Genomic DNA, 26,742 nt, shown 5'->3' with positions numbered 1-26,742 from the left:
CCCCCGTGCCGGCGGCGAGAATCAAGATCAGGGCGGCGGACGGTGTCACAGGCCGGGAGGCTGTCCGGTCCTATCGGGTGACGGTGGGAACCGATGCTCAAGGCAACAGGAAGGCTTCACATGAAGATCGTGGTAATCGGCGGCACCGGCCTGATCGGGTCGAAGCTCGTCGCGAAGCTCGGCGAGCAGGGCCACGAGGCGGTGGCGGCATCACCGAACACCGGCGTCAACGCCCTCACCGGCGAGGGCCTGGCCGACGCGCTGACCGGCGCGTCCGTCGTTGTCGACGTGTCGAACTCCCCCTCCTGGGAGGACAACGCGGTGATGGAGTTCTTCCAGACCTCCACCCGCAACCTGCTCGCGGCGGAGGCGGCGGCCGGCGTGGGTCACCACGTGGCGCTCTCGATCGTGGGGACCGAGCGGCTGCCCGAGAACGGCTACTTCCGCGCGAAGATCGCGCAGGAGAAGCTGATCGAGGAGTCGTCGATTCCGTTCTCGCTGGTGCACGCGACGCAGTTCTTCGAGTTCGTGCCGGGCATCGCCGACTCCGCCACGGACGGCACCACGGTCCGGATCGCGCCGGTGCTCTTCCAGCCGATTGCCGGCGACGAGGTGGCCGAGGCGGTCGGCCGGGTGGCGGTGGGATCGCCGTTGAACGCCCGGCTCGAGATCGCCGGCCCCGAGCAGGGCCGGATGGACGAGTTCTTCCGGAAGGTCCTGGCCGACGCGGGCGATCCGCGCGAGGTCGTCACCGACCCGCACGCGCAATACTTCGGGTCCGAGCTGGACGAGCGGAGCCTGGTGCCGGACGACGGCGCGCAGCTCGGGAAGCTCACGTACGCCGACTGGCTGGGCCGGAACAAGTCGGGCAAGTAGCCGGCGGCTCGCGGTCGGCGTCCGAGGGCAGGCCGGCCGTGGCGTGTCGCGGAGACGGGCACCGGGCCCCGCGCTGGGTCTGGTGCCCGTCTCCGCGTCCGCCGGTACGTGACGCGGACCGCTACCCACCCGGTAGCCCTCGACGGCCCAGCCGCTCACCCGGGCCGCCGGTCCCGAGCGTCATGGCGCCCGCGTCGTTCGAACACGACGAGCCGGGCCGGTGAACCGGCCCGGCTCGCGTGTGGCGGCGGCGGTCTGCGGGTGTCGGCCCGCGCCCGCCCCGCCGGTGTGCCGGCGGCGTTCAGCCGAGAGGATCGGCGATCGCCGCGCGGCGGAGCCGACTACTCCACGAGCTTCCCGACCGTCGACACGTCCTGCATCAGCTCGGCGATCTCCGAGGGGACCGGCGGAATCTCCTCACGGACGATGCCCGCCGTCGGCGACCAGACGAGGTTGACCTGGAGCGCGGGGTCGAGATTCGGGTAGTCGCTCCGGTTGTGGCAGCCGCGGGTCTCGCGCCGTTCCAGCGCGGCCTCCAGGGTGGCTCGTGCCGCCAGCGCCGACGCCTTCAGGTCGAAGGCGTGCGACAGGTCCTGATAACCCGCGATGTCCGGGTGGACGCCGATGTCGGCCATCCGGTCCTCGATCACCGCGAGCTCGGCCAGACCGGTACGCAGCCCCTGCTCGTCGCGGACCACACCGGCGTATTCCGTCATCGTGTTACGGATCGCGCGCTGCAGCGCGCGCACGTTCTCCCGGCCGTCCGCGGAGAGCAGCCCGTCGATCTCGGCACGGGCCTCGGCGACTGCCTCCCGGGAGCGCCGCTGCGCGTCCAACCCGGCGGCGTAGTCGGCGGCGGTGGCACCGACGATGCGGCCGTAGACGAGGAGTTCGATGAGCGAGTTGCCGCCCAGGCGGTTGGCGCCGTGCAGGCCGCTCGCCGCCTCACCGATCGCGTACAGGCCCTCGACGTCGGTGCCGTGGTCCTCCGGGCGGACCCAGACTCCGCCCATCGAGTAGTGCGCGGTGGGCGCGATCTCCATCGGGCTCATCGTGATGTCGCGCATCTGCAGTTCGAGCATCATCTGGTAGACGCGCGGCAGCCGGTTCATGATGGTCTCCCGCGGCAGGTGCGACACGTCGAGCCAGACCCCGCCGTTCGGCGTTCCGCGACCCTGCTTGATCTCGGTGTACGCGGCGAGCGCCACCCGGTCGCGGGTGGACAGCTCCATCCGCTCGGGGTCGTAGCGCTCCATGAACCGCTCCCCCAGTGCGTTGCGGAGGATGCCGCCCTCGCCGCGGGCGGCCTCCGAGACGAGGGTGCCGGCGGCGTTCTCGGGTTCGAGAATCCCGGACGGGTGGAACTGGACCAGTTCCGGGTCACGCAGACGGGCGCCGGCGAGGACCGCGAGGCGGAAGGAGTCCCCGGTGTTCTCGTCCCGGCGCGAGGACGTCCGTCGCCAGATCCGGGTGTGCCCGCCCGCGGCGAGGATCACCGCGTCGGCGTGTACGAGATACCGGGTGCCGTCGTTCACGTCGAAGCCGTACGCGCCGAAGACGACGTTGTCGCGGACGAGCAGGCGGGTGATGTAGACGGTGTCGAGGATGGGGACGGAGAGCTGGGTGGCGCGCCGGACGAGGGCGCGTTGGATCTCGAGGCCGGTGTAGTCACCCGCGAACGCGGTCCGGCGGTACTTGTGGGCGCCGAAGAACCGCTGGGAGATCCGGCCGTCCTCCTCCCGCGCGAAGGACATCCCGAAGCGTTCGAGGTCGTGGATCCCCCGCGCGGCGCCCTGGGCGACGATCTGCACCGTGTGCGGGTTGGCGAGCAGGTAGCTCTCCTTGATGGTGTCCGCGGCGTGCTGCTGCCAGCTGTCCTCGGCGTCCATCGTCCCGAGCGCCGCGTTGATCCCGCCGGCCGCCAACGACGTGTGCGCGTCCAGCTTGGGTCGCTTGCCCACGGCGAGGACGTCGACGCCCCGCTCGGCGAGTTCGATCGCCGCCCGTAGGCCGGAACCCCCGGTGCCGATCACGAGTACCGAGGTCGACAGGCGTCGTTCAAGATTGCTCATGGTGTTTCCCGTTCTGCGGTGAGGGGTGGCCGCCCCCCTGTGCGGTCAGGGGGGCGGCCGGGTGAGGCCGGCCGCACGGCGTACTCGTCGCCGTGGTCGTGGCCTCGTCGCGCCCGCGCCAGGGGGTACGCGGGCTCGTCAGGTAAGACCGGAGGGCGCCACAGTTCGTGACAGCCGCTCAGCGGTCGTCGGAGAGTCCGTAGCGCTCACGGGCCTGCTGAACGGTCTCCGGCTTGACCTCGCCGCGCCGGGCGAGGGCGGCGAGCGCCGCGACCACGATCGACTGCGGGTCGACCCCGTAGTGGCGGCGGACCGCCTCGCGGGTGTCGGAGAGGCCGAAGCCGTCGGTGCCGATCGAGTGCCACTCCTGCGGCACCCACTGGCTGATCTGGTCGGGAACCGCCCGCATCCAGTCGCTCACGGCGAGCACCGGGCCGGGGGCACCGTCCAGCACCCGGGTGACGTACGGGATGCGGTCCTCTCCCCTGAGCTGTGCCGCGTCGCAGGCCAGAGCGTCACGGCGCAGCTCACTCCAGGAGGTGGCGGACCAGACGTCGGCCGCCACGCCCCAGTCCGCGGCGAGGAGCCGCTGGGCCTCCAGGATCCAGTGGATGGCGGTGCCGGAGGCCAGCAGCTGCAGGCGCGGCGCATCCGCCGCCAGCCGCGGGACGTCGGCCTCCTTGAACCGGTAGAGGCCCTTGAGGATGCCCTCCTCGACGTCCGGACCGGCCGGCATCGGCGGCTGGACCTTCGGCTCGTTGTAGACCGTCAGGTAGTAGAAGACGTCCTCCGCGTCCGGTCCGTACATCCGGCGCAGGCCGTCGCGGACGATGACGGCGATCTCGTGCGCGAAGGCAGGGTCGTAGGCGATCGCCGCCGGGTTGGTGGAGGCGATCAGGTGCGAGTGGCCGTCGGCGTGTTGCAGGCCCTCGCCGGTCATCGTCGTCCGGCCGGCGGTGGCGCCGATGAGGAAGCCGCGACCGAGCTGGTCGGCGAGCGCCCACATCTGGTCGCCGGTGCGCTGCCAGCCGAACATCGCGTAGAAGATGTAGAAGGGGATCATCGGCTCGCCGTGGGTGGCGTACGAGGTGGCGGCGGCGGTGAAGTCGGCCATCGAACCGGCCTCGGTGATGCCCTCGTGGAGGATCTGCCCGTTCGTGGCCTCCTTGTAGTACAGGAGCATGTCCCGGTCGACCGGGTCGTAGGTCTGGCCGTGCGGCGAGTAGATCCCGGCGGTCGGGAAGAGCGACTCCATGCCGAAGGTGCGCGCCTCGTCCGGCACGATCGGCACCCAGCGCTTGCCGGTGCGCGGGTCCCGCATCAGGTCCTTGACGAGGCGGACGAAGGCCATCGTCGTCGCGATCTCCTGGGTGCCGGAGCCCTTGGCCAGGGCCTCGAACGGCTTGGCGGACGGCTCGGGCAGCACCACCGGCCGGACCCGGCGGGCCGGGGCGGGACCGCCCAGCGCGGATCTGCGCTCGTGCAGGTAACGGACCTCCGGTGAGTCGGCGCCCGGGTGGGCGTACGGCATCAACCCGTCCTCCAGCTCGCTGTCCGGGATGGGGAGTTCGAGGAGGTCGCGCAGCGCGCGGAACTCGTCGCCGGTCAGCTTCTTCATCTGGTGGTTGGCGTTGCGCGACGCGAAGCCGGTACCGAGGGTGTGGCCCTTCACGGTCTGGGCGAGGATCACGGTCGGCGCGCCCCGGTGCTCGACCGCGGCCCGGTAGGCGGCGTACACCTTGCGTGGCTCGTGGCCCGCCCGCGAGACGTGGAAGCACTCGGCGATCTTCACGTCGGTCAGCACCCTCGCCATCTCGACGAGCGCCGGGTCGGAGCCGAAGAAGTGGTCGCGGATGTAGCTGACGTCGCGGGCCGCGTACGTCTGGAACTGCCCGTCGGGGACCTCGCGCAGCCGGCGGACGAGCGCGCCGGTGGTGTCGAGCGCGAAGAGGTCGTCCCAGGCCGAGCCCCAGAGCGCCTTGATCACGTTCCAGCCCGCCGCGTGGAACTGGGCCTCCAGCTCCTGGACGATCTTGAGGTTGGAGCGCACCGGCCCGTCGAGCCGTTGCAGGTTGCAGTTGATCACGAAGGTGAGGTTGTCCAGGCCCTCGCGACCGGCGAGGGCGAGCGCGGCTGTCGACTCCGGCTCGTCCATCTCACCGTCACCGAGGAACGCCCACACCCGGGACGCGGAGGTGTCCTTGATGCCACGGTGCTGCAGGTAGCGGTTGAACCGCGCCTGGTAGATCGCCGACAGCGGACCCAGGCCCATCGACACCGTCGGGAACTCCCAGAGCCACGGCAGCCGGCGCGGGTGCGGGTAGGAGGGCAGACCACCGCCGCCCACCTCCTGCCGGAACCGGTCGAGGTGCTCCTCGGTGAGCCGTCCCTCCAGGAAGGCGCGGGCGTAGATGCCCGGGGAGGCGTGGCCCTGGATGTAGAGCTGGTCGCCGGAGCCGTCGGCCTCCTTGCCCCGGAAGAAGTGCTGGAAGCCGGTCTCGTAGAGCCAGGCGGCCGAGGCGAAGGTGGCGATGTGGCCGCCCAGGCCGTAGCGGCTGCCGCGGGAGACCATCGCGGCCGCGTTCCAGCGGTTCCAGGCGGTGATGCGCCGTTCCATCTCCTCGTCGCCGGGGAACTCCGGCTCGGCGGCGGTCGGGATGGTGTTGAGGTACTCGGTCTCCGGCAGCTTCGGCAGCCGGAGGCCGGAGCCCTCGGCGTGTTCGAGGGTGCGGCGCAGGAGGTACGAGGCGCGGTGCGGACCGGCTGCGGCGGTGACGGCGTCGAGTGAGGCCGCCCACTCCGCGGTCTCCTCGGGGTCTCGATCCGGGATCTGATCGAGCGCGCTTGACTGCTTTCGCACGATGTCGGTCATGGTGGCCGCCTTCCGACGGGGCCGGACCTCTCGTCGCCCGGGCGGGAGGTCGACACTGTGAGACAGGGTCTGCCGGCGGGACAGCTCGGGCCAAGCCGCACTGCCGGTCCGCCAAGAAGGACCGGTCGGCGCGCGGATCTGTGACAGCCGGGGCGGCGTAGGACGTGTGACGTACGCGGCACCGACCGGGACCGCCACCGCGGGCGACCCGGCGGGGCCGGGCGCGGTCCGGCGCGGTGTCGGGGGTCAGCCGGGCCGGCGGGTGTTGAGCCGGGCGGCCTGGCGCGTCAGGTGGTCGCGCTCGGCGAGATTGGTGGCCCGTCCGGCCGCCTCGGCGTACAGCCGTGCCGCCGTCGCCAGGTCGCCGTCGCGCTCGTGCAGGTACGCCGAGACCGCCGTGTGGCGGGGCAGGTCGTCGTCCAGCTCCGCAAGCGCCGCCAGCCCGGCGCGCGCTCCGTCCGCCTCGCCGACGGCCACCGCGCGGTTGAGCCGGACGATAGGGCTGTCGGTCAGGCGTGCGAGCTCGTCGTACCACTCGACGATCTGCACCCAGTCGGTCTCCTCGGCGGCGGGCGCGTCGGCGTGCAGCGCCGCGATGGCGGCCTGGGCCTGGAACTCGCCCAGCCGGTCGCGGGCGAGGGCCGCCTGCAGGATCTCGACGGCCTCGGCGATCAATCCGGTGTCCCACCGGCTCCGGTCCTGCTCGGCGAGCGGCACCAGGCCGCCGTCGGGAGCGGTCCGGCTGGCCCGCCGGGCGTGGTGCAGCAGCATGAGGGCGAGCAGCCCGGCCACCTCGGGGTGGTCGATCGCCGCCGCGAGCTGCCGGGTGAGCCGGATGGCCTCGGTGGCGAGGTCGACGTCACCGGAGTAGCCCTCGTTGAAGACCAGGTAGAGGACGCGCAGCACGGTCGCGACGTCGCCGGGCTGGTCGAACCGCACGCCGGAGACGCTGCGTTTGGCCCGGCTGATGCGCTGCGCCATGGTCGCCTCCGGCACCAGGTAGGCCTGGGCGATCTGGCGCGTGGTCAGCCCGCCGACGGCGCGCAGCGTGAGCGCGACCGCCGACGACGGGGTCAGCGACGGGTGGGCGCAGAGGAAGTAGAGCTGGAGGGTGTCGTCCATCGACGGCGCGGGCCCGGGCTCCTCGTCGACGCGGTCCTCGCGCCGGCGGCGGGCGGCGTCCGCCCGGGTGGTGTCGAGGAACTTGCGCCAGGCCACGGTGACCAACCAGCCCTTCGGGTCCCGTGGCGGGTCGGCCGGCCAGACGCGGACGGCCTCGACCAGCGCGTCCTGCACGGCGTCCTCGGCCGCCGCGAAGTCGGCTCCGCGGCGGACGAGGATCCCGAGCACCGTCGGGGTGAGGCTCCGGAGCAGGAGCTCGTTCACCTCAGTGGCACTCCGTGATGGTGGGCGACGCGGTCAGGAACGGACGCAGTTCGAGCCACTCGTGGATCGGCTTCCCGCCCGCCCCGGGGGCGGCCGACAGCTCCCCGGCCAGCTCCACGGCGCGCTCGTAGCTGTCGACGTCGATCACCATCCAGCCGGCGATGAGGTCCTTGGTCTCGGCGAACGGGCCGTCGGTGACCGGTGGGCGCCCCTCGCCGTCGTACCGGACGAACGTCCCCTCCGGGGCGAGGGCCTGACCGTCGACGAACTCGCCGGTGGTCTCGAGCCGGGCCGCGAAGTCGTTCATGTACTGCACGTGCGCCGAGATCTCCTCCGGCGTCCACTGGCTCATCGGCACGTCGTTGACGGCGGCCGGAGCGCCGCGGTAGTGCTTCAGCAGCAGGTACTTGGCCATGTGAATCTCCTCGGTGCTGGTGCGACCCATTCTCGTCGCGTTCACTGCGGGGACGGAGCCGGGCAGTGGTTCTCGACATCGCCGGCGGAACTTTTTTCCGCGGCTCCCGGATCGGCCCGGGTGGGCGGTCTCCTGGCCCGGCGAGCGGGCGGACGAGCACCTGGTAGCGCCGCCCGGCCGCCTGCCGGATGATGGCGCGCGGCGAGGAAGCCCTCCCTGGCGTCCACCCGATCGGAGTGCCCACCGATGAGAGCCCGCTACGCCAACCTGGCACGCATCCGCGCGCTCGATCCGGAGCACGACCACCTGGCGATCTACCAGACGATGCTGCGGTACGAGTTCCCGTGGGACCTCAAGCTCGGGCTCAACCTGGCGTTCAACCGGTCCTTCTCACTGCCGTCGATCGCCGCCGTGCACGCTGTCACCGGGGAACTGACCGAGCGTACGCAGCAGCGGATCGACGACACCGGCATCCTGATGTACGAGATGGTGCTGCACGGTTTCGACCGGCAGCGCGGCCGGGACGCCCTGCGCCGGGTCAACCAGATCCACCGCCGGTACGACATCGACAACGACGACTTCCGCTACGTCCTGGGCTGCCTGGTGGTGATCCCCACCCGCTGGCTGGAGCGCTACGGTTGGCGCCGCCCGTGCTGCCACGAACGGCGGGCCACCCACCGCTTCTACCGCGAGCTCGGTCGCCGGATGGGTGTCACCGGCATCCCCGACTCCTACGAGGCGTTCGAGACCTGGTTCGACGCGCACGACGCCGCGTACCTGCGGCCCAACCAGAACGCGGCGGCCGTCGAGCGGGCCACCCGGATGCTGCTGCTCGCCCGGATCCCCCGAGCCCTCGCGCCGCTGGGGGACGCCCTGGTCAGCGCCGTGTACGACGAGCGCCTGCGGAAGGCGACGCACGTCGCCGCGCCCGCCTGGCCGGTCCGGGCCGGTCTGCACCTGCTGCTCCGGTGTCGTTCCCGGTCGCAGCGTTGGTTCGGCAGGCCGCGGACGACGCCGGTGTTCGCCGACGGGATCCGGACCCGCAGCCACCCCGACGGGTACGAGATCAGCCGGCTCGGCCCGCCGCAGGACGACTGAGATCACGAACGCCCCCCGGCCCCCGGGCCAGGTCGAGTCGTCCGGGCAAAGGCCAGGCCGTGCCCACCCCGGCGTGGTACGAAGTTCGGACGGGATCGACCGGAAGAGGGGGGCTGTGGCGCGTTCGGGGTGGATTCTGCGCAGTCCGGACGCTCCCCGCCGGATCTCCTACCTGGAGCTGCTCTTCGACCTCGGTCTCATCGTCGCGCTCACCCGGCTCTCCGACCGGCTGACCGGCAACCTCAGCTGGAACCACGCGCTGGAGACCGTGGTCCTGCTCGCCGCCGTCTGGTGGGTCTGGACGGTCACCGCCTACACCACCGACTGGTACGACCCTCGCCTGCCGCTGGTCCAGATGATCGTCCTCCTCGTGCTCTTCGGCGGTCTGCTGATGTCACTCGCCGTCAGCAGCGCCTTCGAAGGCCCCAGCGGGGTCGCCTTCGCCGGGGCGTACGTGGGCCTGCACCTGTGTCGCGGGCTCGTCCTCGTCACCGCCCTGCGTGGTCACGCGCTGCGCGCGCGGCCGATGCGGGTGCTCCTCTGGTTCTGCCTGACCGGAGTGCTGTGGGTGGTCGGCGCGTTCCTGCCCAGCGGGCCCGGCTGGTGCTCTGGGCGGTGGCGGTCATGACGGACTTCGCGATCGGCTTCTTCGGGTACCCGGTGCCGAGACTGGGCCGGGCCACCACGGAGGAACTGCGGGTGGCCGGCGAGCACCTGTCGGAGCGCTACCGGCAGATGTTCATCGTCGCCCTCGGCGAGATCATCCTCGTCGGCGTGCGGCGGTACGGCGATCCCCCGTTCGTGTCACTGCGGACGGCGGCGATCGTCCTCCTCTTCGTCATGACGGTGACCATGTGGCGGATCTACATCGTCTACGTCGCCGACCATCTCGCCACCGGGATCGACGAGTCCCGCAGTCCCGGCCGGCTCGCCCTGGTCGCGGCGTACGCGCACCTGGTCATGGTCTGCGGCGTGGTGCTGATCGCCGCCGGCGGTGACATCGTGGCCAGGGACCCGCTGGGGGACACGACTGTCACCGAGGTGGCCATCGTGGTCGCCGGTCCGGCGGTCTTCCTCGCCGGACGCACCGTGTACGCGCTGGTGGTGTTCCGGGCGATGCTGTGGCGGCTGCCCATCGGGGTGCTCGTCCTCTCGCTGGCCGGGCCGGCCATGCGGACGCTGCCGCCGCTCGCGATCGCCGCCACCATGACCACCGCGATGGCGGTGATCGCCTTCGTCCCGCACTACGGGCGGCCGGTGTACCGCACCCGCTGGAACATCCGCACCATCTGGTGATCCGGCCGCCGCCGCGGGACCCGGGCGGCCGGCGGAGCTGCCCGTGAGAAGCCCTGCCTGTGAGAAGCCCTGCCCGCCGCTTCCCGCGTTGGTACCGTCGAGCGTCGGGACGGGCAGCCGCGCACCGGCTGCCCGTCCGGCTCGCTGCCCCGTGCTGTTTCGCGCCCAGGCGCTCCGGCTCGGCCACAGGCTCCCGCCCGGCGAGCGCTGGACGCGCTCCGCGGAGTCGTGCCCCAGGGCCGGTCAGAGGGCCGCCGTGTCGCCGGGGCCGGTGAGGTTGTGCCAGGTGATTCCGAGCTGTTCGACGTACGGGCGGTAGGTGTCGTAGCGCTGGGCGATGAAGAAGTCCTTGGCGTAGCCGTCGTGCAGCGGTACGACGGCTACGGGCCGGAGCTGGGCGATGAAGCCGGCGACGAGTCGTTCGGTGAGGTACGGGCCCATGACGGGCACGGCGAGCAGGTCGACGCCCCGGTGGGCGAAGAGGGCCGGGTGCAGCGAGTCGCCGCAGTGCAGGACGCGGCCGTCGACGAGGTACGCCGTGTTGGCCGGTGTCTCGTCGGCGAGCACCGGTTCGTGGTCGGCCCGGATCGCCCCGATGGTCATGCCGGCGATGTGGTGCTCACCGGGTTCGAGCACGGTGACGGTCAGGCCGTGCGCGGCGAGGTGTTCGGCGCTCTGCCGGTTGCCGAGCAGGGGCGCCCCGGTGCGTCGCATGATCTCGGTCAGGGCGTCCGGGTCGGCGTGGTCGGGGTGGTGGTGGGTCACGGCGATCGCGTCGAGGTCGCCGAAGTCCTCCGGGGTGACGTGGCCCTCGACGAAGGTGAACCGGCCGGGGTCGATGAGCAGCCGGGCGGCGCCGGTGTCGACGAGCAGGCACGAGTGCAGGTACTTGGCGACGCGCATGGGCGTCGCATACCCGACCGGCTTCCGCTCATGCCGACCGCGGTTTCTGATCGCCGCCGACGCCCGGCCCGTCACCCCGGACGCACCCCAGGGGGACCGGATCGACCGGAGTCGAGCCGCACCTGGACGCGCGCTAGCTTTGCGCGGTGCGTGGGTATCGGATCGGCGTTCTCGGACGGATCGAGCTGAGCGTCGACGGGACGGAGGTGACACTCGCCCCGCTGGAACGGGCGCTGGTCGCGAGCCTGGCCGCCCACGGTGGACGGGTCGTCTCCGTCGAGCGCCTGATCGACGGTCTCTGGCCGGATCGTCCGCCCGCCGGCGCACGCAACCGGGTGCAGGCGGTCGTCGCCTCGGTCCGGCGCGGTGCGGCACCGGAGCTGATCCTCACCAGATCCCCCGGCTACCAGTTGACCGCCGCCGTGGTCGTGGACGCGGCCGAGTTCGCCGCCGACGTGCAGGCCGCCACGGCCGCCACCGACGCCCGGCGCGCCGTGCAGCTGCTCGACCGGGCCCTGGCCCGCTGGCGTGACGACGCCTACCTCGACGTCGGCTCGAAGCTGATCGACGTGGACCGCGACCGGCTCCACGAGCTGCGCGAACACGCCACCGAACTGCGCGTCGAGGCGCTGCTCTCGCTCGGCCTGCACCAGGAGCTGGTACCGGAGCTGACCACCCTGGTGCGCGACCGGCCGCTGCGGGAGCGGCTGCGGGGCCAGCTCATGACGGCCCTGCACGGCAGTGGCAGGCAGGCGGAGGCGCTCGCTGTCTACCGGGACGGGGCGCGGCTGCTCGCGGAGGAGCACGGCATCGACCCGGGGCCGCAGCTGCGGCGGCTGCACCAGGAGATCCTGGTCAGCGAGCAGGAGCCGTCAGCGCGAGCGTGGGTACGGCCCAACCAGCTGCCCGGCGCCGCCGGTGACTTCGTCGGACGCGACAAGGAACTCGGCCTGCTGCTGTCGTCGCTGGGGCGTACGCCGCCGGCCGCCGGGGCCGCCCAGGTGGTCGTCGTGACCGGGCTGGCCGGTATCGGCAAGACCACCCTGGCGCTGCGTGCGGCGCACGAGAGCCGGCATCGTTTCCCCGCGGGCTGCCTCTACGCGGACCTGCGCGGCAACACCGCCGACCCGGCGCGGCCCGGCGCGGTGCTCGGCGCCTTCCTGCGCGCCCTCGGCGTGGCCGGGGAGTCCATCCCGGGTACGGCCGACGAACGTGCGGCGCTCTACCGGTCCGTGCTCACCGACCAGCCCATGCTGGTGATGCTGGACAGCGCGGCGGACGCGGCACAGGTGCGCCCCCTGCTGCCGCCCGGCCCCAGCAGCGCTCTCGTCACCTCTAGGGAGGCCCTGCCCGCGCTGGCGGGCACCGAGGTCGTCCCGCTGGACGTGCTGCCGGTCGGCGACGCTCTGGACCTGCTGGCCGGTCTCGCCGGAGCCGAGCGGATCAACCGGGAGTACGCGGCCGCCGCCGAGGTCGTCGAGTTGTGCGGCCGCCTTCCGCTGGCGCTGCGCATCGCCGGCGTACGGCTCGCCGAACGGGAGGCGATGACAGTCACGCGGCTGCGCGACCGGCTGCGCGACGAGCGCCGCCGCCTCGACGAGCTGTCGCTCGGCGACCTCGACGTGCGCAGCAGCTTCACCGTCGGCTTCGAGCGGGTGCCGCCGCCGGCCGCGCGGCTGCTCGCGGTGCTGAGCCGCACGTCGCTGCGCAGCTTCGGCATGTGGGACGAGGCCACCGAGCCGCTGCTGGAGCAGCTGTGCCGGGCGCACCTGCTGACCGCCGATCCCGGCGGCAACGTCCGCATGCACGACCTGATCCGGCTGCACACCCGGGAGCGCACCGACGTCACCACGGATCAGATGATCGACTGGTACGCGCGGCTGCACGAGTACGCCGAGCGGGCCGCCGCGGCGCTGCCCTGCAAGGTCCTGCCGGTCACGGAGGTCACCTCCACGATCGACACGTGGGACGCCGTCGACTGGTTCGAGGCGGAGCGGGAGAACCTGGTCGCGGCGGTGCACGACCTGCTGGGGCTGGACGCGGTCGACCTGGCCGGGCGGCTGGCCTGCGCGATGGGGAACTTCGCCATCATGCGCGGCCAGTACCTGCCCGAGGTCGCCGACTGCCTCCGGGACGTGCTCGACGGGGCGGCCGGCCTGCCGCTGCCGACCCGGATCTCGCTGCGGCTCTGCCTCGGCACGGCGTACCGGCTGGTGAACCGGCACGCCGAGGCCGTGCCGCTGCTGCGCGCCGCTCACCGGGACAGCCCCGCGTCGATGGTGCCGCACCGGCTCGCCGCGCTGCACGGCTACTCGCTGAGCTGCCGTACGCTCGGCCGGGTGCGGCAGGCGGACGCCGCGCTGCTGCTGATGGTGCGTCTCTGCGCCGCGCACTGGCCGGTCGGTCCGGTGGGCGGGCACGTGCTGCTGACCCTCGGCGAGCAGCACGCCCAGTACCAGCTCACCTCCCCGTTCGCCCACGCCGCCTTCACCGCGGCCCTGCGGTTCTTCGAAGACGGTGGCGACCTGTGGGGCGAGGCGCTCGCGCAGGAGGGCCTCGGGCTGCTGAACCGGCACGCCGAGCAGTGGCCGCAGGCGCTGGAGCACCTGGGTCGGGCGGTGACCACCGCCCGGCGTCTCGGTGACCGGCTGAGCGTGACCACCGGCGAGCAGGCGCTGGCCGCGACGCACCTCGCCGCCGGGGACATCGGCTCGGCGCGCCGGCTGCTGGCCCGCACGGTGCCGGCGTTCCGGGAGATGCGCTACGAGTGGGGCGAGGCGATCTCCCGCCGGCTGCTCGGCAAGGCGCACCTCCAGGAGGGCGACGCGGCCGCCGCCGTGGTCGAGCTGGAGGGCTCGGTGGCCACGCTGCGCGCCATCGGACAGCCGTTCCCGCTCGCGAACTCACTGAGCCTGCTGGCGCAGGCGCAGGCCGCGCTGCAGAGGTACGACCGTGCCGTCGACCTGGGTGCGGAGGCGCTGCGCGTCTTCGAGCTTTTCGACGCCGCGTACGTCGATGAGCTGCGCGAACGGCTCGCCCGGTGGCGGAGTGCAGCGCACGCGCAGTAGAAGCGCAGCGCACGCGCAGCGGTGACCAGCACAGTGGTCGGCAACCACCCACATAGGAGGTCTGCCATGACCAGGATCATCACCCGCGTCGGCGACGCCGTCCTCGGCAAGGTGCTCGGCCGCGAGGAGGCCGGCGCCTGCGTGCCGGAGAACGGCCAGGCGTGTGCGTGCGTCGCGTCCGACGGCTACTGCTCGGGCGGCGTCTACTTCCGCCGTTACCGGCAGGGCTACTACAACTGCAACGGCGCCTGCGTGACCTCGACGTCGCGCTCGCTCTGCTACGTCAAGAAGGCCGGCGTCTGCTGACCTGGCTTCGCCCGGGGGCCGCGCCGTCCGGCGCGGCCCCTCACCCCTGACTCGCCGAGGAGCTTCCATGCCGGCTTTCGCCTACGCCGCCCTCGCCGTCATCGGCGCGATGGCGGTGCTCAACCTCGTTCTGACCCTGGCCCTCGCCCGCCGGCTGCGCGAGGGGCACGCCGGCCACGCCCACGACGGGGAGATCGTTCCCGAGGTGCTGCCCGCCCCGGGCCTGGAGGTCAGTGGCTTTCAGCACGCCGACCTGACCGCCGGCCGGCGCACGGTGGTGATGCTGACCCCGACCTGCCCGCCGTGCCAGACCCTCCTGGACGACCTCACCGCCCACGCGGAACGCCACCGCCCCGACACCCTCGTGCTCATGATCGGCACGCCGGAGGAGACCGCGGCGATGGCGCCACGCCTGACCGGCTTCGAGACGGCGACGATCTCCGAACGGCTCGCCGAGCGGGAGTTCCAGGTGAAGGGCTTTCCCGCCGTGCTGTCGGTCGTCGACGGGGTCGTCGTCGACGCCGGCCACCAGCTCCCGGTCCTGGCCTGATCGTGGCCACGCTGCGTGCCGCCCTGCGGCTGGGTTGCGCCGACCCGAAGGCGCTCACCGCCATGGTCGCCCTCGTCCTCGTCGGCGCGGCGCCGCCGCTCGGCGTCGCGTGGTTCACGAAGCTGCTGTTCGACGAGGTCAGCCGGGGCCGCTCGGCCAGCGCGTCGACCGCGACGTGGTACGCGGTGGCGATCGCCGTTCTGGTGGCCGTCGCGGCGATCGCCAACCGTGTCTCCGGCTACTTCACCACGGCGCTGCAGCACGCCATCACGATCGCCGCCGACGTGCGGCTCTACCGGAAGCTGAACGGGTTCCTCGGCCTGGGCCCGTTCGAGCGGCCCGCGCTGCGGGACCGGCTCGCGCTGGCCCAGCAGGCCGCCGACCAGGCGCCGTACGCGGTCGTCATGTTCACGGTCAACGTGGCCCAGAACGTCGTCACGCTCGCCGGCTTCGCGGTGATCCTGGCGTCTCTCTGGCCGCCGGCCGGCCTGCTCCTGCTCGCCGTGGCGGTGCCCGAACTCCTGATCCAGCTGCGGCTCTCCCGGCACACCGCGCGGGCCGTGGAGGAGGGCGCCGGCCTGTTCCGGGCGCGGTTCCTGTTCCAGACCGTGCTGACCGATCTGCGCGCCGCCCGCGAGGTGCGGCTCTACCACCTCGGCCGGTTCTTCCACGACCGGCTCACAGGCGCCCTGCGGTCGGCCAACCGGCTCGAACTGACCGCCGCGCGGCACGTCACGACGGTGCAGGCCGGCTGGGCGCTCGCCGGTGCCGCCGTGACCCTCGCCGCCACGGTGATCGCGGTGCACGCCGCCATCCGCGGCCGGTTCACCATCGGCGACCTCACCCTCCTGCTGGCCGCGTTCGGCGCGGCACAGAGCGGGCTGGCGAGCATCGCCGGCCAGCTCGGCGAGGTGGGCGGCGCACTGCGGCTGTTCCGCCACTACGTCGCCGTTCTCGACAGCCCCGTCGACCTGGTCGACGGGTCCCTGCCGGCGCCGCCGCTGCGCACCGGGATCAGGTTCGAGAACGTCTGGTTCCGCTACGACGAGGACGGGCCGTGGATCCTGCGGGGCGTCGACCTCACCCTCGCCGCCGGCGAGTCCGTCGGGCTCGTCGGCCTCAACGGCGCCGGCAAGAGCACGCTGATGAAGCTGCTCTGCCGCTTCTACGACCCGGTCCGCGGCCGGATCACCTGGGACGGGGTGGACCTGCGCGAGCTGCGGGTCGAGACACTGCGGCGACGCATGGGCGCGGTGTTCCAGGACTTCATGTGCTACGACCTCACGGCGGCGGAGAACATCGGCGTCGGTCGGCTGCCGTACACGCCCGAGCAGGTCGAGGACGCCGCTGTCCGCGCCGAGATCCACGACCGCCTCCGGGACCTTCCGCACGGGTACGCCACGCTGCTCAGCCGCACCTTCGCCGACCAGGACGGCGAGCCCGGGGTGACGCTCTCCGGCGGGCAGTGGCAGCGGGTGGCGCTCGCCCGGTCCCTGATGCGCGCCGATGCCGACCTGCTCATCCTCGACGAGCCCAGCTCCGGGCTCGACGCGGACGCCGAGACCCGGGTGCACGCGTCCCTGGCCCGCATCCGCCACGGCCGTACCGGTCTGCTCATCTCCCACCGGCTCAGCACGCTGCGGGACGCGCAACGCATCGTCGTGCTCGACGCCGGACTCGTCGTCGAATCGGGCACGCACGACGAGCTGATGGCGGCCGACGGCGAGTACGCCCGGCTCTTCCGTCTCCAGGCCGGCGGCTACCAGTTGGCGGCCTCGTGACCGGCTGGCTGCGCCGCCGCTGGCGGCTGGTGGTCGTACGCGGACACAGCATGGCGCCGACGCTGCGCGACGGGGACCGGCTCCTCGTCCGTGTCGGGCGGGTGCCCGCCATCGGCGACCTCGTGGTCTTCCGAGCCCGCGACGTCGTGCCGCGGACGGACGTGACGTGGATGGTGAAGCGCGTGCACGCGGTGGAACCCGACGGCGCCGTGACGGTGCGCGGGGACAACGTTCACAGCCAGGACTCGCGGCACTTCGGGGCGGTGCCACCGGAGGCGGTCCTCGGCGTTGCCAGAGGGAGGCGATGACAGATGTACGTCGAGATCGGGTGCCGGGTACTGCTCGGCCTGGTCCTACTGGCCGCGGCGGTCGGCAAGGTCTCCGGCCGGGCCGCCTACCGCGAGTTCACGCGGTCGGTGCGGGACCTGGGCTTCCGGCCGGCCGGCCCGCTCGCCGCGGCCGTGGTCGCCACGGAGTTCACCGCCGTCGCCCTGCTGGCGGCGCTCCCCCTGGCCGGCTTCCTCGCGTCGGCCGCCCTGTTGACCGCCTTCACCGTCGCCATCGTCAGGAATCTCGGGCGCAGCGACGCCACCTGTCGCTGCTTCGGCCGCACCGCCACGCCACTGGGCCGGCACCACGTGTGGCGCAACCTCTTCCTCATCGGCTGCGCCGCGGTCGGCGCGCTCGCGCCGGCCGGACCGGTACGCCCCGACGGGGCGGCTCTGGCCGTCGCTGTCGCGCTGGTCGCCGCCGCGCTGGTCGTCATGTCGGACGAGGTGCGCTACCTGTTCGGCGCCTCGCACCGGGCGTGACCGGTCCCGTCGCCTCCCGCCCGGTAGCCGTGACCGTCCGCCGTCCCGGGCGTGATCGCCCGGGTCCGCCCGACCGGTTCCGGGCGGCGGCAGCTCACGGACTGTTGCGGTAGGCACACCCTGACGCCGGGTCGGCTCCCGCTCTGTTTAGATCGCTGTGACGAACGAGGAAGGGAGCGGTACACCGTGATGCCGGAGCTTCAGGAGCAGGAGGAACGCCTCCAGTTCGACAGTTTCGACCACGACGACGCCTGGGCGTTGGGCACCCGCCTGGTCGAGCTGGGCCGGGCCCGGGGCCACGCCATCACCGTCGACATCCGCCTCGGCGACCACCAGCTCTTCCACTACGCGCTGCCCGGCACCTCCGCCGACAACGACGACTGGATCGAGCGCAAGATCCGCGTGGTACGCCGTTTCGGGCACAGCTCCTACCGCGTGGGCCAGGGCTTCCGCGACCGGGGCACCACCTTCGAGGAGCAGGCCCACCTCGACCCGGCCCGCTACGCGGCGCACGGTGGCTGCTTCCCGATCATCCTCAGGGGCACCGGCCCGGTCGGCACCGTCACCGTCTCGGGCCTGCCGCAACTCGACGACCACCGCCTGGTCGTGGAGGCCCTCGGACTCCTCCTGGAGGCCAAGCGCTCGGGCCGATGACCGGCACGGGCGGCGACCGGGTCCGGCGGGCCGTTGCGGCCGGGCCGGTCGGGCCAGTCGTGGACAGGTCGGTGGCCGCCCGCGGACGATCGTCAGCGGCGGTTCCCGGTGATCCCGTCGGCGTCGCGGTGTGCCGTCGCCGCCCAGGACGGGAGCCAGGCCGGCTCGGGGATCGGCGCCAGGCCCGCGAAGTGGTCGACAATCGCCCGAAGTCCCGGATGCGGGTTCGTTCCGGGGACCATGAGGAAGAGCGGGTAGGCGAGCGTCGGGTTCACGATCGGGATGCGGCGTAGGTCGTGGCGCGTCGGCCAGAGGTACCTGTCGCGCGAGCCGACGAGGGTGGCGACGTCGACGGAGTCGGCGAGGATGTCGAGGAGCACCTCGTTGCCGAAGTTCGGGCCCGCCGCGTCGATCCGGAGCTCGAAGGCGGTCGCGAGCTGGTCGTAGAACTCCGCCCATTCGCTCCGGGGCACGATGCCCGGCACCCAGATCCGTAGCTCGCGCAGCTGGCATGGGGTCACCGTTCGGGCCGAGGCGAGCGGATGCCCGGGGCCGACGAGGAGTTCCAGCGGCGAGTCGAAGGCGTGGATCATGCGCACGTCGGGCGGCAGCGTCGCCGGGTCGGTGACGGCGCGGAACGAGGCGTCGAGCTCGCCCGCCCGGACGGCGGCGGCCGCCACCTGCGGGTCGTCGACCCTGAGGGTCACCACGTCGAGGTCGGTCTCGGGGTGCGACCGCCAGTAGTCGTGCAGCACGACGGCCTGCGCGCTCCGCAGGCCGAGGACGTCGATCCGGAGGGCCCGCGAGCCGGGCCGGACGGCGGCCACGGCGCGGTCGACGCCGGCGACGATGCTCCGCGCGTGCGGGAGGAACGCCTGGCCGTCGAGCGTCAGCTCGACCCCTCGGGCGGTACGGGTGAAGAGGCGGACCGCCAGCTCCCGCTCCAGCGCGGCGACCCGTTTCGAGACCGCCTGCTGTGTCACGCCCAGCTCGTCGGCCGCGTGCTGCAACTGCCCCAGCTCGGCCGCCCGGACGAACGACCGCACCGCCTCGGTATCCACCGGCCCAACTTAGACCTGCCCAACCGATCGTTGTGGCTCACCGTTCAGGCGGTTGTTTGCTCCTGCGCCCGGTCGGCAGATCTGATGCGGGGACCCCACCATCGGTTGTTGCGGAGGATTCGTGCGAGTGAAGTTGGGCGCCGGTTTCGGCTGGCTCTGGTCGGCCTACGCCGTCAGCACGTACGGCACGTGGATCGCCTTCGGCGCGTTCCCGCTCCTCGCGGTCCGTGAGCTGCACACGTCGGCGTTCGCGCTCTCGCTCCTGGAAGCGGCCGGGCTCGCGGTCGCGGCGATCATCGCGTTCCCGCTCGGGCCGTGGGTCGCGCACCGGCCCAAGCGCCCGGTGATGATCGCGATGGACCTGGTGCGGTTCCTCGCGATGGCGAGTGTTCCGGTGGCCTACCTGCTCGGCGCGCTCACCTACGGCCAACTGCTGGTCGTCTCGGTCATCTCCGGAGCCGCGAGCATCACCTTCACCGCCGCGTCCGGCGCGTACCTGAAACACCTCGTTCGCGGTGATCATCTCCTCGTCGCGAACGGCAGGTTCGAGGGCACGAGCTGGGTGGCGACGGCCGCCGGACCGCCCCTCGGCGGCGCGCTCAGCGGGCTGCTCGGCCCGGTCGTCACCGTCCTGGCCGACGCCGTCAGCTACCTGCTCTCCGCGCTCGGGGTCCTCCGCATCGGCGGCGGCGACGTCGCGGCGCGCCGCGAGCCGGGTACCCGGCCGCGCGGAGCCGACCTTCTCCACGGCTGGCGGTTCATCCTCCACGACCGCGTACTGCGGCGCCTCTTCCTCAACTCGATCCTGGTCGGCGGCCTGATCATGGCCACCGCCCCGCTCCTGGCCCTCCTTCTGCTGGGCGAATACCACTTCCCGGCCTGGCAGTACGGTCTCGCCTTCGGCCTCCCGGCCCTCGGCGGCTTCGTGGGCGCCCGCCTCTCCGCCCGCCTCGTGCGGCGTCACGGCCGGTACCGGGTCATGATCGTCTCCGGCTGGCTGCGCTCGCTCTTCCCGTTCGGCCTCGCGTTCATCCAGCCCGGCCTCACCGGGCTCCTCACCGTGATCGTCGTCGAGGGCCTGCTGATCACGTGCATGGGCGTCTTCAACCCGATCCACGCCACCGAACGCCTGCAACGGACGCCCGCGGACCGCGCCGCCCAGGTCCTCAACACCTGGAGCGTCAGCAGCAGACTCACGCAGGCCGCCCTCATGCTGGTCTGGGGCCTGCTCGCCACGCTCACCGGCCCGCTCGCCGCGATCACCGTCTCCGGCGTCCTTCTGTTCGCCACCCCGCTCCTGCTGCCCCGACGATCAGATCTGCGCGATCGCGCTCCCGTCCCGCCGGCCGAGCGGGTCCCGGCCGCCTGACTCACCGGGCCGGCGCTCCGCCCCGGCGCCGGCCGCCGTCGTCCAGGTGATGACGTACCTGGCGGAGAACGAGCAGGCGGCGTTGGTGATCCCGGCCCGACTGTTGTCCCGGTTGCATCCACACTTCCGGGAGGTCATGCAGCAACTCGCGGCACAGGCCGCGGACGAGACGCCGCACGTGGAGATCTTCAGCCGGCGGGCCCTGCTCGCCTGCTCCAGTTCCCGCATCGCCACGCGCCGGACCGGGTCACCGCGGACGTCACCCGGCTCGCCGCCCGCGACGAGGCCCGCCACGTCGACCTGCACTGGCTGGCCCGCGTCGCCGGGACCGTCGCCGACCCCGGCCACGCGACGTGGCTCTCCCATCCTGGAGAGCCGTGGCTAAATCCCTGGTCGGTCGGGCGGCGCATCATCGATGATTGCGGCCATGGCCACGCTCCGACCGGCTGACACCTCCCCCGCCGACGCGCTCGATGGCCGCCTGGGCGGTAATGCCGCCTCGATCCGGGCGACGGCCCGTGCGCTGGCGAAGGTCGAGACCGCCGCGGCCGTGGTGCTCGTCGAGGGCATCAGCGACCAGGTCGCGCTGGAGACGGCCGCCGTCGGCCGGGGCCGGGATCTCGAGGCGGAGCGGGTGGTGATCGTGCCGATCGGCGGGGCCCATGCGATCGGCCACTTCCTGACCAGGTTGGCCCCGTTGGGTCCGGAGGTGCGACGCGCCGGCCTGTGCGACGTACGTGAGGAGATCGTGTTCCGGCGCGGGCTGGAGGCCGCCCGGGTCGGCGCACCCCGTACCCGCGGCGAGATGGAGCGTCTGGGGTTCCACGTCTGCGTCAAGGACCTGGAGGACGAGCTGATCCGTGCCCTGGGTGCCGCAGAGGTCGAAGCGCTCTTCGACTCGCACGGCGACCTCCGGTCGTTCCGCTCGTTCCAGAGCCAGCCCGCCTGGCGTGGCCGCAGGCCCGAGGCGCAGCTGTGGCGGTTCCTGCGCAGCAGCTCCCGCCGCAACCAGCGGTATGCCCGCCTGCTCGTCGAGGCGGCGGTCGCCCGCGATCGCCTGCCGCGTCCGCTCGACGCGTTGCTCACCATCGTCTGACGCCGGGAGAGTCGCTGGAAGGGGCTGCGGTAGTCGTAGCTGGATGCCGAGAAGCCGTGCCCGCCGGCCCGAGGCGCCGTGGTCGGATGGAAACTCGGGCCAGCGGACCTCGCGGCGGCAGCGATGAGGTGCGCGCCTGGGGGCCCGTTCGCCGTCAGGCGCGCGCCTCGCCCGTTCAGCAGCAGCGCGTTCCGGTTCCGCCGGCCGCCGTCGCCTTCGCCGCGTCGGCGTCGTTCGGTTCGCCGCAGCGGCACGCACCGTCATCGCCCGTTTTGGTGAGGGTGTCGGCGTCGGCCTTGACGGTGTAGACCTCCCAGGGCTCGTTGCCGGGGCCGCGTACCCAGACCTTGTCCTGGAGCGCGTAGCAGCATGCGGTGTCGCTCTCCTCCAGGGTGATGAGGCCGGAGTCGGTGAGGCGGCTGGCGGCGGCGTCGACGTCGTCGGTGCTGAACACCTCGACGCCCAGGTGGTCCAGCACGGTGGGCTGGTCGGCCTCGCCCTCGATGAGCACGAGCTTCAGCGGCGGGTTCGCCACGGCGAAGTTGGCGTAGCCGGGGCGACGCTTCGCCGGCTCGACGCCGAAGAGCTTCGTGTAGAAGGCGACCGAGCTGTCAAGGTCGGACACGCGCAGGGCGAGCTGGAAGCGGGACATGTGAACCTCCTGCTGGTGGCGGGGCAACGGACGGAGGGATCGCGCAGCAGCGGCCCGTGGCCCGGCCCGCCCCCCACCTGTCTAGATGATTTTCGAATCAGCCCCCACGTTGCCCTCTGTTTTGACTTCTGTCAAGCTAGAAAAATGTCAAAACAAACCCTGCCGGTCGTGGACCTCCAAACGGCCGGCTGCTGCGCCCCGCTGGCGGTCCGCGCGCTCGATGCCGACCAGGCCGCGGTGGTCGCGCCGATGTTCAAAGCCCTCGGCGACCCGGTCCGGCTGCGGTTGATGTCGATGATCGCCTCGGTGCCGGAGATCTGCGTCTGCGACCTGACTCCGGCGTTCGACCTGTCCGGGCCGACCATCTCGCACCACCTCAAGGTGCTGCGCGAGGCCGGCCTGGTCGACTCCGAACGGCGCGGCACCTGGGTGTGGTACGCGGTCCGCCCCGAAGCGTTCCGCCGGCTCGGCGCGCTGCTCGACCTGCCCGACACGGCGACCCGCGCGGCCCGGTGAGCCTCACCCTCGCCCGGCGCGCCTCGGCCGAGTTCGCCGGCACCGCGTTCCTGGTCGCCGCTGTCGTGGGGTCCGGCATCGCCGCGGCGCGGCTCTCCCCCGGCGACGTCGGACTCCAGCTCCTGGAGAACGCGATCGCCACCACGTTCGCGCTGGGCGCGCTGATCCTGACGTTCGGGCCGGTGTCCGGCGCGCACCTCAACCCTGTCGTGTCCGCCGTCGACTGGTGGTTCGGCCGACGTACCGGCACCGGCCTCACCGGCTCGCACCTCGCCGCGTACGCCGCCGCGCAGACAGCCGGCGCGATCACCGGATCCCTGCTGGCGAACCTGATGTTCGACCTGCCCGCCGTCGCCTTGTCGAAGACCGACCGCACGGGCGGAAACCTTTGGCTGGCCGAGGTCGTCGCCACCGCCGGCCTGGTCGTCCTGATCTTCTCCCTCGCCCGCACCGGCCGGACCTCGGCCGCCCCCGCCGCCGTGGGCGCCTACATCGGCGCGGCCTACTGGTTCACCTCGTCGACCTCGTTCGCCAACCCCGCGGTCACCGTCGGCCGGGCCTTCACCGACACCTTCGCCGGCATCGCCCCTGTATCGGTCCCCGGCTTCGTGGCCGCCCAGCTCGTCGGCGGCCTGGTGGCCGTCGCCGCCCTCGCCGCCTGGTACCCGCACGCCGGGCGCGCCGCCGGCGCCGTACTCGTACCCCCACTCAGCCAGGAGGCCGAAGCGCGATGAGCGACAAGCCCAGCGTCCTGTTCGTCTGCGTCCACAACGCCGGCCGCTCCCAGATGGCCGCCGCCTGGCTCCGGCACCTCGCCGGCGACAGCGTCGAAGTCCGCTCCGCGGGCAGTGAACCCGCCGATCGGGTCAACCCCGTCGCCGTCGACGCCATGCGGGAGGTCGGCATCGATCTCACCGGCCAGAGCCCGGTCCGCCTCACCTGGGACGCCGCCGAAGCCAGCGACGTCATCGTCACCATGGGCTGCGGCGACGCCTGCCCGGTCTTCCCCGGCAAACGCTACGAGGACTGGAAACTTACCGATCCGGCCGGCCAACCCATCGACGTCGTCCGCCAGGTGCGCGACGACATCCGCGCCCGTGTCGAGAAGCTCCTCGGGGACCTCCACCCGCAGCCCTGACCGGTCGTCCCGTTACTGGTCACCGCCGGGGCCAGGGCGGTGGCGCCGATCAGCAGCCCGCCCTCCGGGTCGCGATCCCGCATCTCCCACCCCCGCAGCACACCGCGCGGCGGCCGCCGTCGGCGAGCGCCGCCGCCTGGACGATGCGTGGGCAGCCCTGATTCTTCACCCCGTTGTCACCGAGTGCCCCCTTGAGTGACGTGTCGGCGTCTGCCCGCAGGAGTTGGCTGCAAGGCGTCGCAACTGTCATGACCAGGAGCTGATCCAAGTGCCTTCCTCTCGTCGTACCTTCCTCGCCGGAGGTGCCGCCGCCGGCGTGGGCATCGCCGTCGCCGGTGCCTTCCCGTCCCTGGCTCAGGCCCACCCGGGTCGTCCCCGCCCGCCGGCCGGCGCCGGCCATGTGCCCTTCCCGCCGCTCGTGGACGACCCCGACGGCATCCTGGCGCTGCCGAAGGGCTTCGACTACACGATCGTGACCCGGACCGGCGTCACCCGCCTCGACCGCGGCCAGGGCGTGACCCCGTCCTCCCACGACGGCATGGCCGTCTACGACGCCGGCCACGGCCGCTACACGCTGATCCAGAACCACGAGATCGACCCGGGCGGCGAGTTCGGCGTACCGCACGTGAAGGGCACCGTCTACGACGCCGGCGCCGTCGACGCCGGCGGTTGCACCGTGATCAAGACCGACCGCGCGGGCCGGAACCTCGGTGAGTTCGTCGCCCTCTCCGGCACCGTCGCCAACTGCGCCGGCGGGCCGACCCCGTGGGGGACCTGGCTCACCTGCGAGGAGACCGAGGACCGGGCCGGCGACACGTGGAACGAGGACGGCCGGTCGGGCGTCTTCCAGAAGGACCACGGCTACGTCTTCGAGGTCCGGGCCGACGGCGGCGCGGACCCGACGCCGATCAAGTGCCTGGGCCGCTACTCCCACGAGGCCCTGGCCATCGACAAGGACCGGACCAAGGTCTACCTCTCCGAGGACGCCGACGGCCCCAACGGCCTCTTCTACCGCTGGACCGCGCCGCAGGGCGTCCGGCTCGGCCCGGGTGTGCTCCCCCGGCTCGCCCCGAACGCCGGCGTCCTCGCCGCGATGCAGATCATCATGGACGACGGATCGGTGCTGCCGGACGTCGCCTACCTGACCTCCGCCCAGCTGGGCCGCCCGTTCCCCGTACGGTGGATTCCGGTGCCCGAGCGCGACGCGCGGACGAAGCCGGTGCGTGAGCAGTTCGCCGACGGCCAGGTCACCCGCGGGCGCAAGTTCGAGGGCGTGTGGGGCACCGACGAGGGCGTCTACGTGGTCAACTCCTACGCCTGGGACGAGGGCGACCTCCCGGCGGACGCCGCCCCGCACGACGGCATGGTCTGGTTCTACGACTACAAGGCCCAGACCATCCAGCTGGTCACGTACTTCCCGCACCAGACCCAGTCCGAGGAGGGTACGGCGGTCAAGTACAACGACCTCACCTTCGACGGGCCGGACAACGTGACCGTCACGCCGTGGGGAAGCCTCGTGCTCGCCGAGGACGGCTCGGGCGCGTCGCACGTGCTCAGCGCGATCCCCGGCGGCCCGACGTACGCGATCGCCCGCAACCAGCTCAACGACTCCGAGTTCTGCGGGCCGACCTTCAGCGCCGACGGCAAGGTGCTCTTCGTCAACATGCAGGACCCCGGCCTCACCCTGGCCATCACCGGTCCCTGGGAGAAGTACCTGGGCTGACCGGGCCGGACCGACCGGGTGGGGGTCAGGCCACCGGCCTGGCCCCCACCGCGTCCGCCGCCGGGGCTCGACCGGCACCCGCTCCCGCCTCCGGGGCGCGCCTCCGGGCCCCGGACGCCGGCACGGGCAGACGAGGGACGACGGAGCTCAGCTCAGGGGCGCGTACCACTGGGCGCCGGTGACCCGGATCCGTTTGGACTGGTTGCGGCTCCACTCCACCCGCATGCCGTGCCGGCGCAGCACCGGGAAGGCGATCTCGTCCAGCTCCGTTCCAGGTCGGCCTGGTAGCGCGCCTGCTGTTCGGCCTCGGGCAGGGCGGCGTAGGCGGCCTCGTCGAAGTCCGGCGTCGGGTAGGCGCCGTAACCGAGGTAGACCTCACCGTCCTTGCTCGCGATCAGCGACTCCGTGTCCTGCTGGTGGTACCAGAGGTATCCGTGCCAATGCCGGGAGTCGTCCCGCTCGTCGTGGATCTCGGTTGCCGCGCAGGTGCCACAGCAGCTGAAGTTCTCCCTGGCCAGGACGCCCAGCTCGTTGAGCTCGGCGAAGGCCGCGGTGAGGTTGGCGCGCACCTCGCCCCACGCGCGTTGCTGCTCCCGCCGGACCGCCACCGCCTGCTCGCACGCCGCGCGAAGCTCCTCGTCGGTGGCGTCGTGGCGCTGCTCGTCGTCGTCGAAGTACTCCACGAACTCGTCGGCGTCGTCCTCGCCACGCACGACCCAGTTCCAGATCTCGCCGTCGATCTCCCCACGACCCGGCTCCGCGATCCGCTCGGTCAGGAACCCGACGCCCTCGGGACGATCGTTGTAGATCCATCTAGTCACGGCGACGATCCTCACACCGACCTGTGACAGTCGGGGCGACGGGCGATGCCGCGCAGGACGGAACGCCGCCTACGACAATGAGCAGGACGAGACCGCGTCGACGCCCTCACTCTCCGCTTCCGGCGAGATCGACAATGGCTGAACCGTCAGTTCAATTCGTCCACTGTGCTTCATCTCTCATCCCACGCCATCCACCGTTCCCGCTGCTCACCGGAGCGGTCGTCGAGAGAGGTCCGACGGCGCGGTCCGGCCGGCACGACGGGCATTGATGCGTCCA

General features: G+C 72.4%; 24 protein-coding genes and 1 pseudogene. 16 read left to right on the top strand and 9 right to left on the bottom strand.

Annotation, left to right across the window (positions count from 1 at the left end):
• The first annotated feature begins 120 nt into the window (after positions 1-120).
• Positions 121-876 (top strand): SDR family oxidoreductase, encoded by a 756-nt coding sequence (locus E1211_RS03320; RefSeq protein ID WP_132345222.1) that lies wholly within the window; start codon positions 121-123, stop codon positions 874-876.
• A 341-nt stretch (positions 877-1,217) separates the two neighbouring features.
• Here the strand turns inward: E1211_RS03320 and E1211_RS03315 are convergent, their stop codons facing one another.
• From E1211_RS03315 to E1211_RS03300, 4 genes are all read right to left on the bottom strand, one after another.
• Positions 1,218-2,948, bottom strand: a complete 1,731-nt coding sequence (locus tag E1211_RS03315) for an FAD-dependent oxidoreductase (protein WP_132345220.1) — start codon at positions 2,946-2,948, stop codon at positions 1,218-1,220.
• A 178-nt stretch (positions 2,949-3,126) separates the two neighbouring features.
• The gene (gene aceE / locus E1211_RS03310) at positions 3,127-5,820 is read right to left on the bottom strand and encodes a pyruvate dehydrogenase (acetyl-transferring), homodimeric type (RefSeq protein ID WP_132345218.1); all 2,694 of its coding nucleotides are present in this window, start codon (positions 5,818-5,820) and stop codon (positions 3,127-3,129) included.
• A 246-nt stretch (positions 5,821-6,066) separates the two neighbouring features.
• Positions 6,067-7,206, bottom strand: a complete 1,140-nt coding sequence (locus tag E1211_RS03305; RefSeq protein ID WP_132345216.1) for an RNA polymerase sigma factor — start codon at positions 7,204-7,206, stop codon at positions 6,067-6,069.
• A 1-nt stretch (position 7,207) separates the two neighbouring features.
• Complete coding sequence (locus E1211_RS03300; RefSeq protein ID WP_132345214.1) at positions 7,208-7,621, bottom strand: YciI family protein; 414 nt, start codon at positions 7,619-7,621, stop codon at positions 7,208-7,210.
• 246 nt (positions 7,622-7,867) lie between these two features.
• On the opposite strand from E1211_RS03300, the gene E1211_RS03295 reads away from it, so the two are divergent.
• The gene (locus E1211_RS03295; RefSeq protein ID WP_132345212.1) at positions 7,868-8,719 is read left to right on the top strand and encodes an oxygenase MpaB family protein; all 852 of its coding nucleotides are present in this window, start codon (positions 7,868-7,870) and stop codon (positions 8,717-8,719) included.
• Positions 8,720-8,792: 73 nt separating this feature from the next.
• A pseudogene (locus E1211_RS33835) lies at positions 8,793-10,015 on the top strand (low temperature requirement protein A).
• A 243-nt stretch (positions 10,016-10,258) separates the two neighbouring features.
• Here E1211_RS33835 and E1211_RS03280 read toward each other — a convergent pair.
• Positions 10,259-10,918, bottom strand: coding sequence for an MBL fold metallo-hydrolase (locus tag E1211_RS03280; protein ID WP_132345208.1), 660 nt, complete (start codon positions 10,916-10,918; stop codon positions 10,259-10,261).
• Between the two features lie 146 nt (positions 10,919-11,064).
• Between E1211_RS03280 and E1211_RS03275 the strand changes: the two genes are divergently transcribed.
• From E1211_RS03275 to E1211_RS03245, 7 genes are all read left to right on the top strand, one after another.
• Entirely contained in the window at positions 11,065-13,986 is a 2,922-nt protein-coding gene (locus E1211_RS03275; RefSeq protein ID WP_132345206.1) for a BTAD domain-containing putative transcriptional regulator, read from the top strand.
• A 66-nt stretch (positions 13,987-14,052) separates the two neighbouring features.
• Positions 14,053-14,292, top strand: a complete 240-nt coding sequence (locus E1211_RS03270) for a hypothetical protein (RefSeq protein ID WP_132345204.1) — start codon at positions 14,053-14,055, stop codon at positions 14,290-14,292.
• A gap of 67 nt (positions 14,293-14,359) precedes the next feature.
• Complete coding sequence (locus E1211_RS03265; protein ID WP_132345202.1) at positions 14,360-14,842, top strand: hypothetical protein; 483 nt, start codon at positions 14,360-14,362, stop codon at positions 14,840-14,842.
• 2 nt (positions 14,843-14,844) lie between these two features.
• The gene (locus E1211_RS03260) at positions 14,845-16,623 is read left to right on the top strand and encodes an ABC transporter ATP-binding protein (RefSeq protein ID WP_132345200.1); all 1,779 of its coding nucleotides are present in this window, start codon (positions 14,845-14,847) and stop codon (positions 16,621-16,623) included.
• Positions 16,620-16,931 (top strand): S24/S26 family peptidase, encoded by a 312-nt coding sequence (locus E1211_RS03255; RefSeq protein ID WP_132345198.1) that lies wholly within the window; start codon positions 16,620-16,622, stop codon positions 16,929-16,931. Before E1211_RS03260 ends, E1211_RS03255 begins: the two co-directional genes overlap by 4 nt.
• Before the next feature lie 3 nt (positions 16,932-16,934).
• Positions 16,935-17,435, top strand: coding sequence for a MauE/DoxX family redox-associated membrane protein (locus E1211_RS03250; RefSeq protein WP_132345196.1), 501 nt, complete (start codon positions 16,935-16,937; stop codon positions 17,433-17,435).
• Positions 17,436-17,624: 189 nt separating this feature from the next.
• Positions 17,625-18,089 carry a heme-degrading domain-containing protein gene (locus E1211_RS03245; protein WP_132345194.1) on the top strand — a complete coding sequence of 155 codons (465 nt, stop codon included), beginning with the start codon at positions 17,625-17,627 and terminating at the stop codon, positions 18,087-18,089.
• Between the two features lie 92 nt (positions 18,090-18,181).
• On the opposite strand, the gene E1211_RS03240 is transcribed toward E1211_RS03245, so the two are convergent.
• Complete coding sequence (locus tag E1211_RS03240) at positions 18,182-19,150, bottom strand: LysR family transcriptional regulator (protein WP_132345192.1); 969 nt, start codon at positions 19,148-19,150, stop codon at positions 18,182-18,184.
• Positions 19,151-19,271: 121 nt separating this feature from the next.
• Here E1211_RS03240 and E1211_RS03235 point away from each other — a divergent pair, with 121 nt between their 5' ends.
• Positions 19,272-20,519: an MFS transporter gene (locus tag E1211_RS03235; RefSeq protein ID WP_132345190.1), complete on the top strand. Its 1,248-nt coding sequence runs from the start codon at positions 19,272-19,274 to the stop codon at positions 20,517-20,519.
• Here the strand turns inward: E1211_RS03235 and E1211_RS32905 are convergent.
• On the bottom strand, positions 20,463-20,885 hold the full coding sequence (locus tag E1211_RS32905; RefSeq protein WP_207915205.1) for a hypothetical protein: 423 nt from the start codon (positions 20,883-20,885) through the stop codon (positions 20,463-20,465). The two genes, E1211_RS03235 and E1211_RS32905, sit on opposite strands and share 57 nt — an antisense overlap.
• A gap of 61 nt (positions 20,886-20,946) precedes the next feature.
• Between E1211_RS32905 and E1211_RS03225 the strand changes: the two genes are divergently transcribed.
• Complete coding sequence (locus E1211_RS03225; RefSeq protein ID WP_243709315.1) at positions 20,947-21,615, top strand: TOPRIM nucleotidyl transferase/hydrolase domain-containing protein; 669 nt, start codon at positions 20,947-20,949, stop codon at positions 21,613-21,615.
• A gap of 175 nt (positions 21,616-21,790) precedes the next feature.
• Here the strand turns inward: E1211_RS03225 and E1211_RS03220 are convergent, their stop codons facing one another.
• Entirely contained in the window at positions 21,791-22,267 is a 477-nt protein-coding gene (locus E1211_RS03220) for an ArsI/CadI family heavy metal resistance metalloenzyme (protein ID WP_132345188.1), read from the bottom strand.
• A 144-nt stretch (positions 22,268-22,411) separates the two neighbouring features.
• Between E1211_RS03220 and E1211_RS03215 the strand changes: the two genes are divergently transcribed.
• From E1211_RS03215 to E1211_RS03200, 4 genes are all read left to right on the top strand, one after another.
• Positions 22,412-22,783 (top strand): helix-turn-helix transcriptional regulator, encoded by a 372-nt coding sequence (locus tag E1211_RS03215; RefSeq protein ID WP_132345186.1) that lies wholly within the window; start codon positions 22,412-22,414, stop codon positions 22,781-22,783.
• Entirely contained in the window at positions 22,780-23,517 is a 738-nt protein-coding gene (locus E1211_RS03210; RefSeq protein ID WP_132345184.1) for an aquaporin, read from the top strand. The genes E1211_RS03215 and E1211_RS03210 overlap by 4 nt, the downstream gene beginning before the upstream one ends.
• The gene (locus tag E1211_RS03205) at positions 23,514-23,921 is read left to right on the top strand and encodes an arsenate reductase ArsC (protein ID WP_132345182.1); all 408 of its coding nucleotides are present in this window, start codon (positions 23,514-23,516) and stop codon (positions 23,919-23,921) included. Before E1211_RS03210 ends, E1211_RS03205 begins: the two co-directional genes overlap by 4 nt.
• A 268-nt stretch (positions 23,922-24,189) precedes the next feature.
• Positions 24,190-25,644: an alkaline phosphatase PhoX gene (locus tag E1211_RS03200; protein ID WP_132345180.1), complete on the top strand. Its 1,455-nt coding sequence runs from the start codon at positions 24,190-24,192 to the stop codon at positions 25,642-25,644.
• 152 nt (positions 25,645-25,796) lie between these two features.
• On the opposite strand, the gene E1211_RS03195 is transcribed toward E1211_RS03200, so the two are convergent.
• Positions 25,797-26,465, bottom strand: a complete 669-nt coding sequence (locus E1211_RS03195) for a hypothetical protein (protein ID WP_132345178.1) — start codon at positions 26,463-26,465, stop codon at positions 25,797-25,799.
• Positions 26,466-26,742 lie beyond the last annotated feature (277 nt).

The organism is Micromonospora sp. 15K316 (genome assembly GCF_004348525.1).
Taxonomy (GTDB): domain Bacteria; phylum Actinomycetota; class Actinomycetes; order Mycobacteriales; family Micromonosporaceae; genus Micromonospora.
Note: the sequence above shows the minus strand (reverse complement) of the source record. Positions and strands in the feature narration are given on the sequence as shown.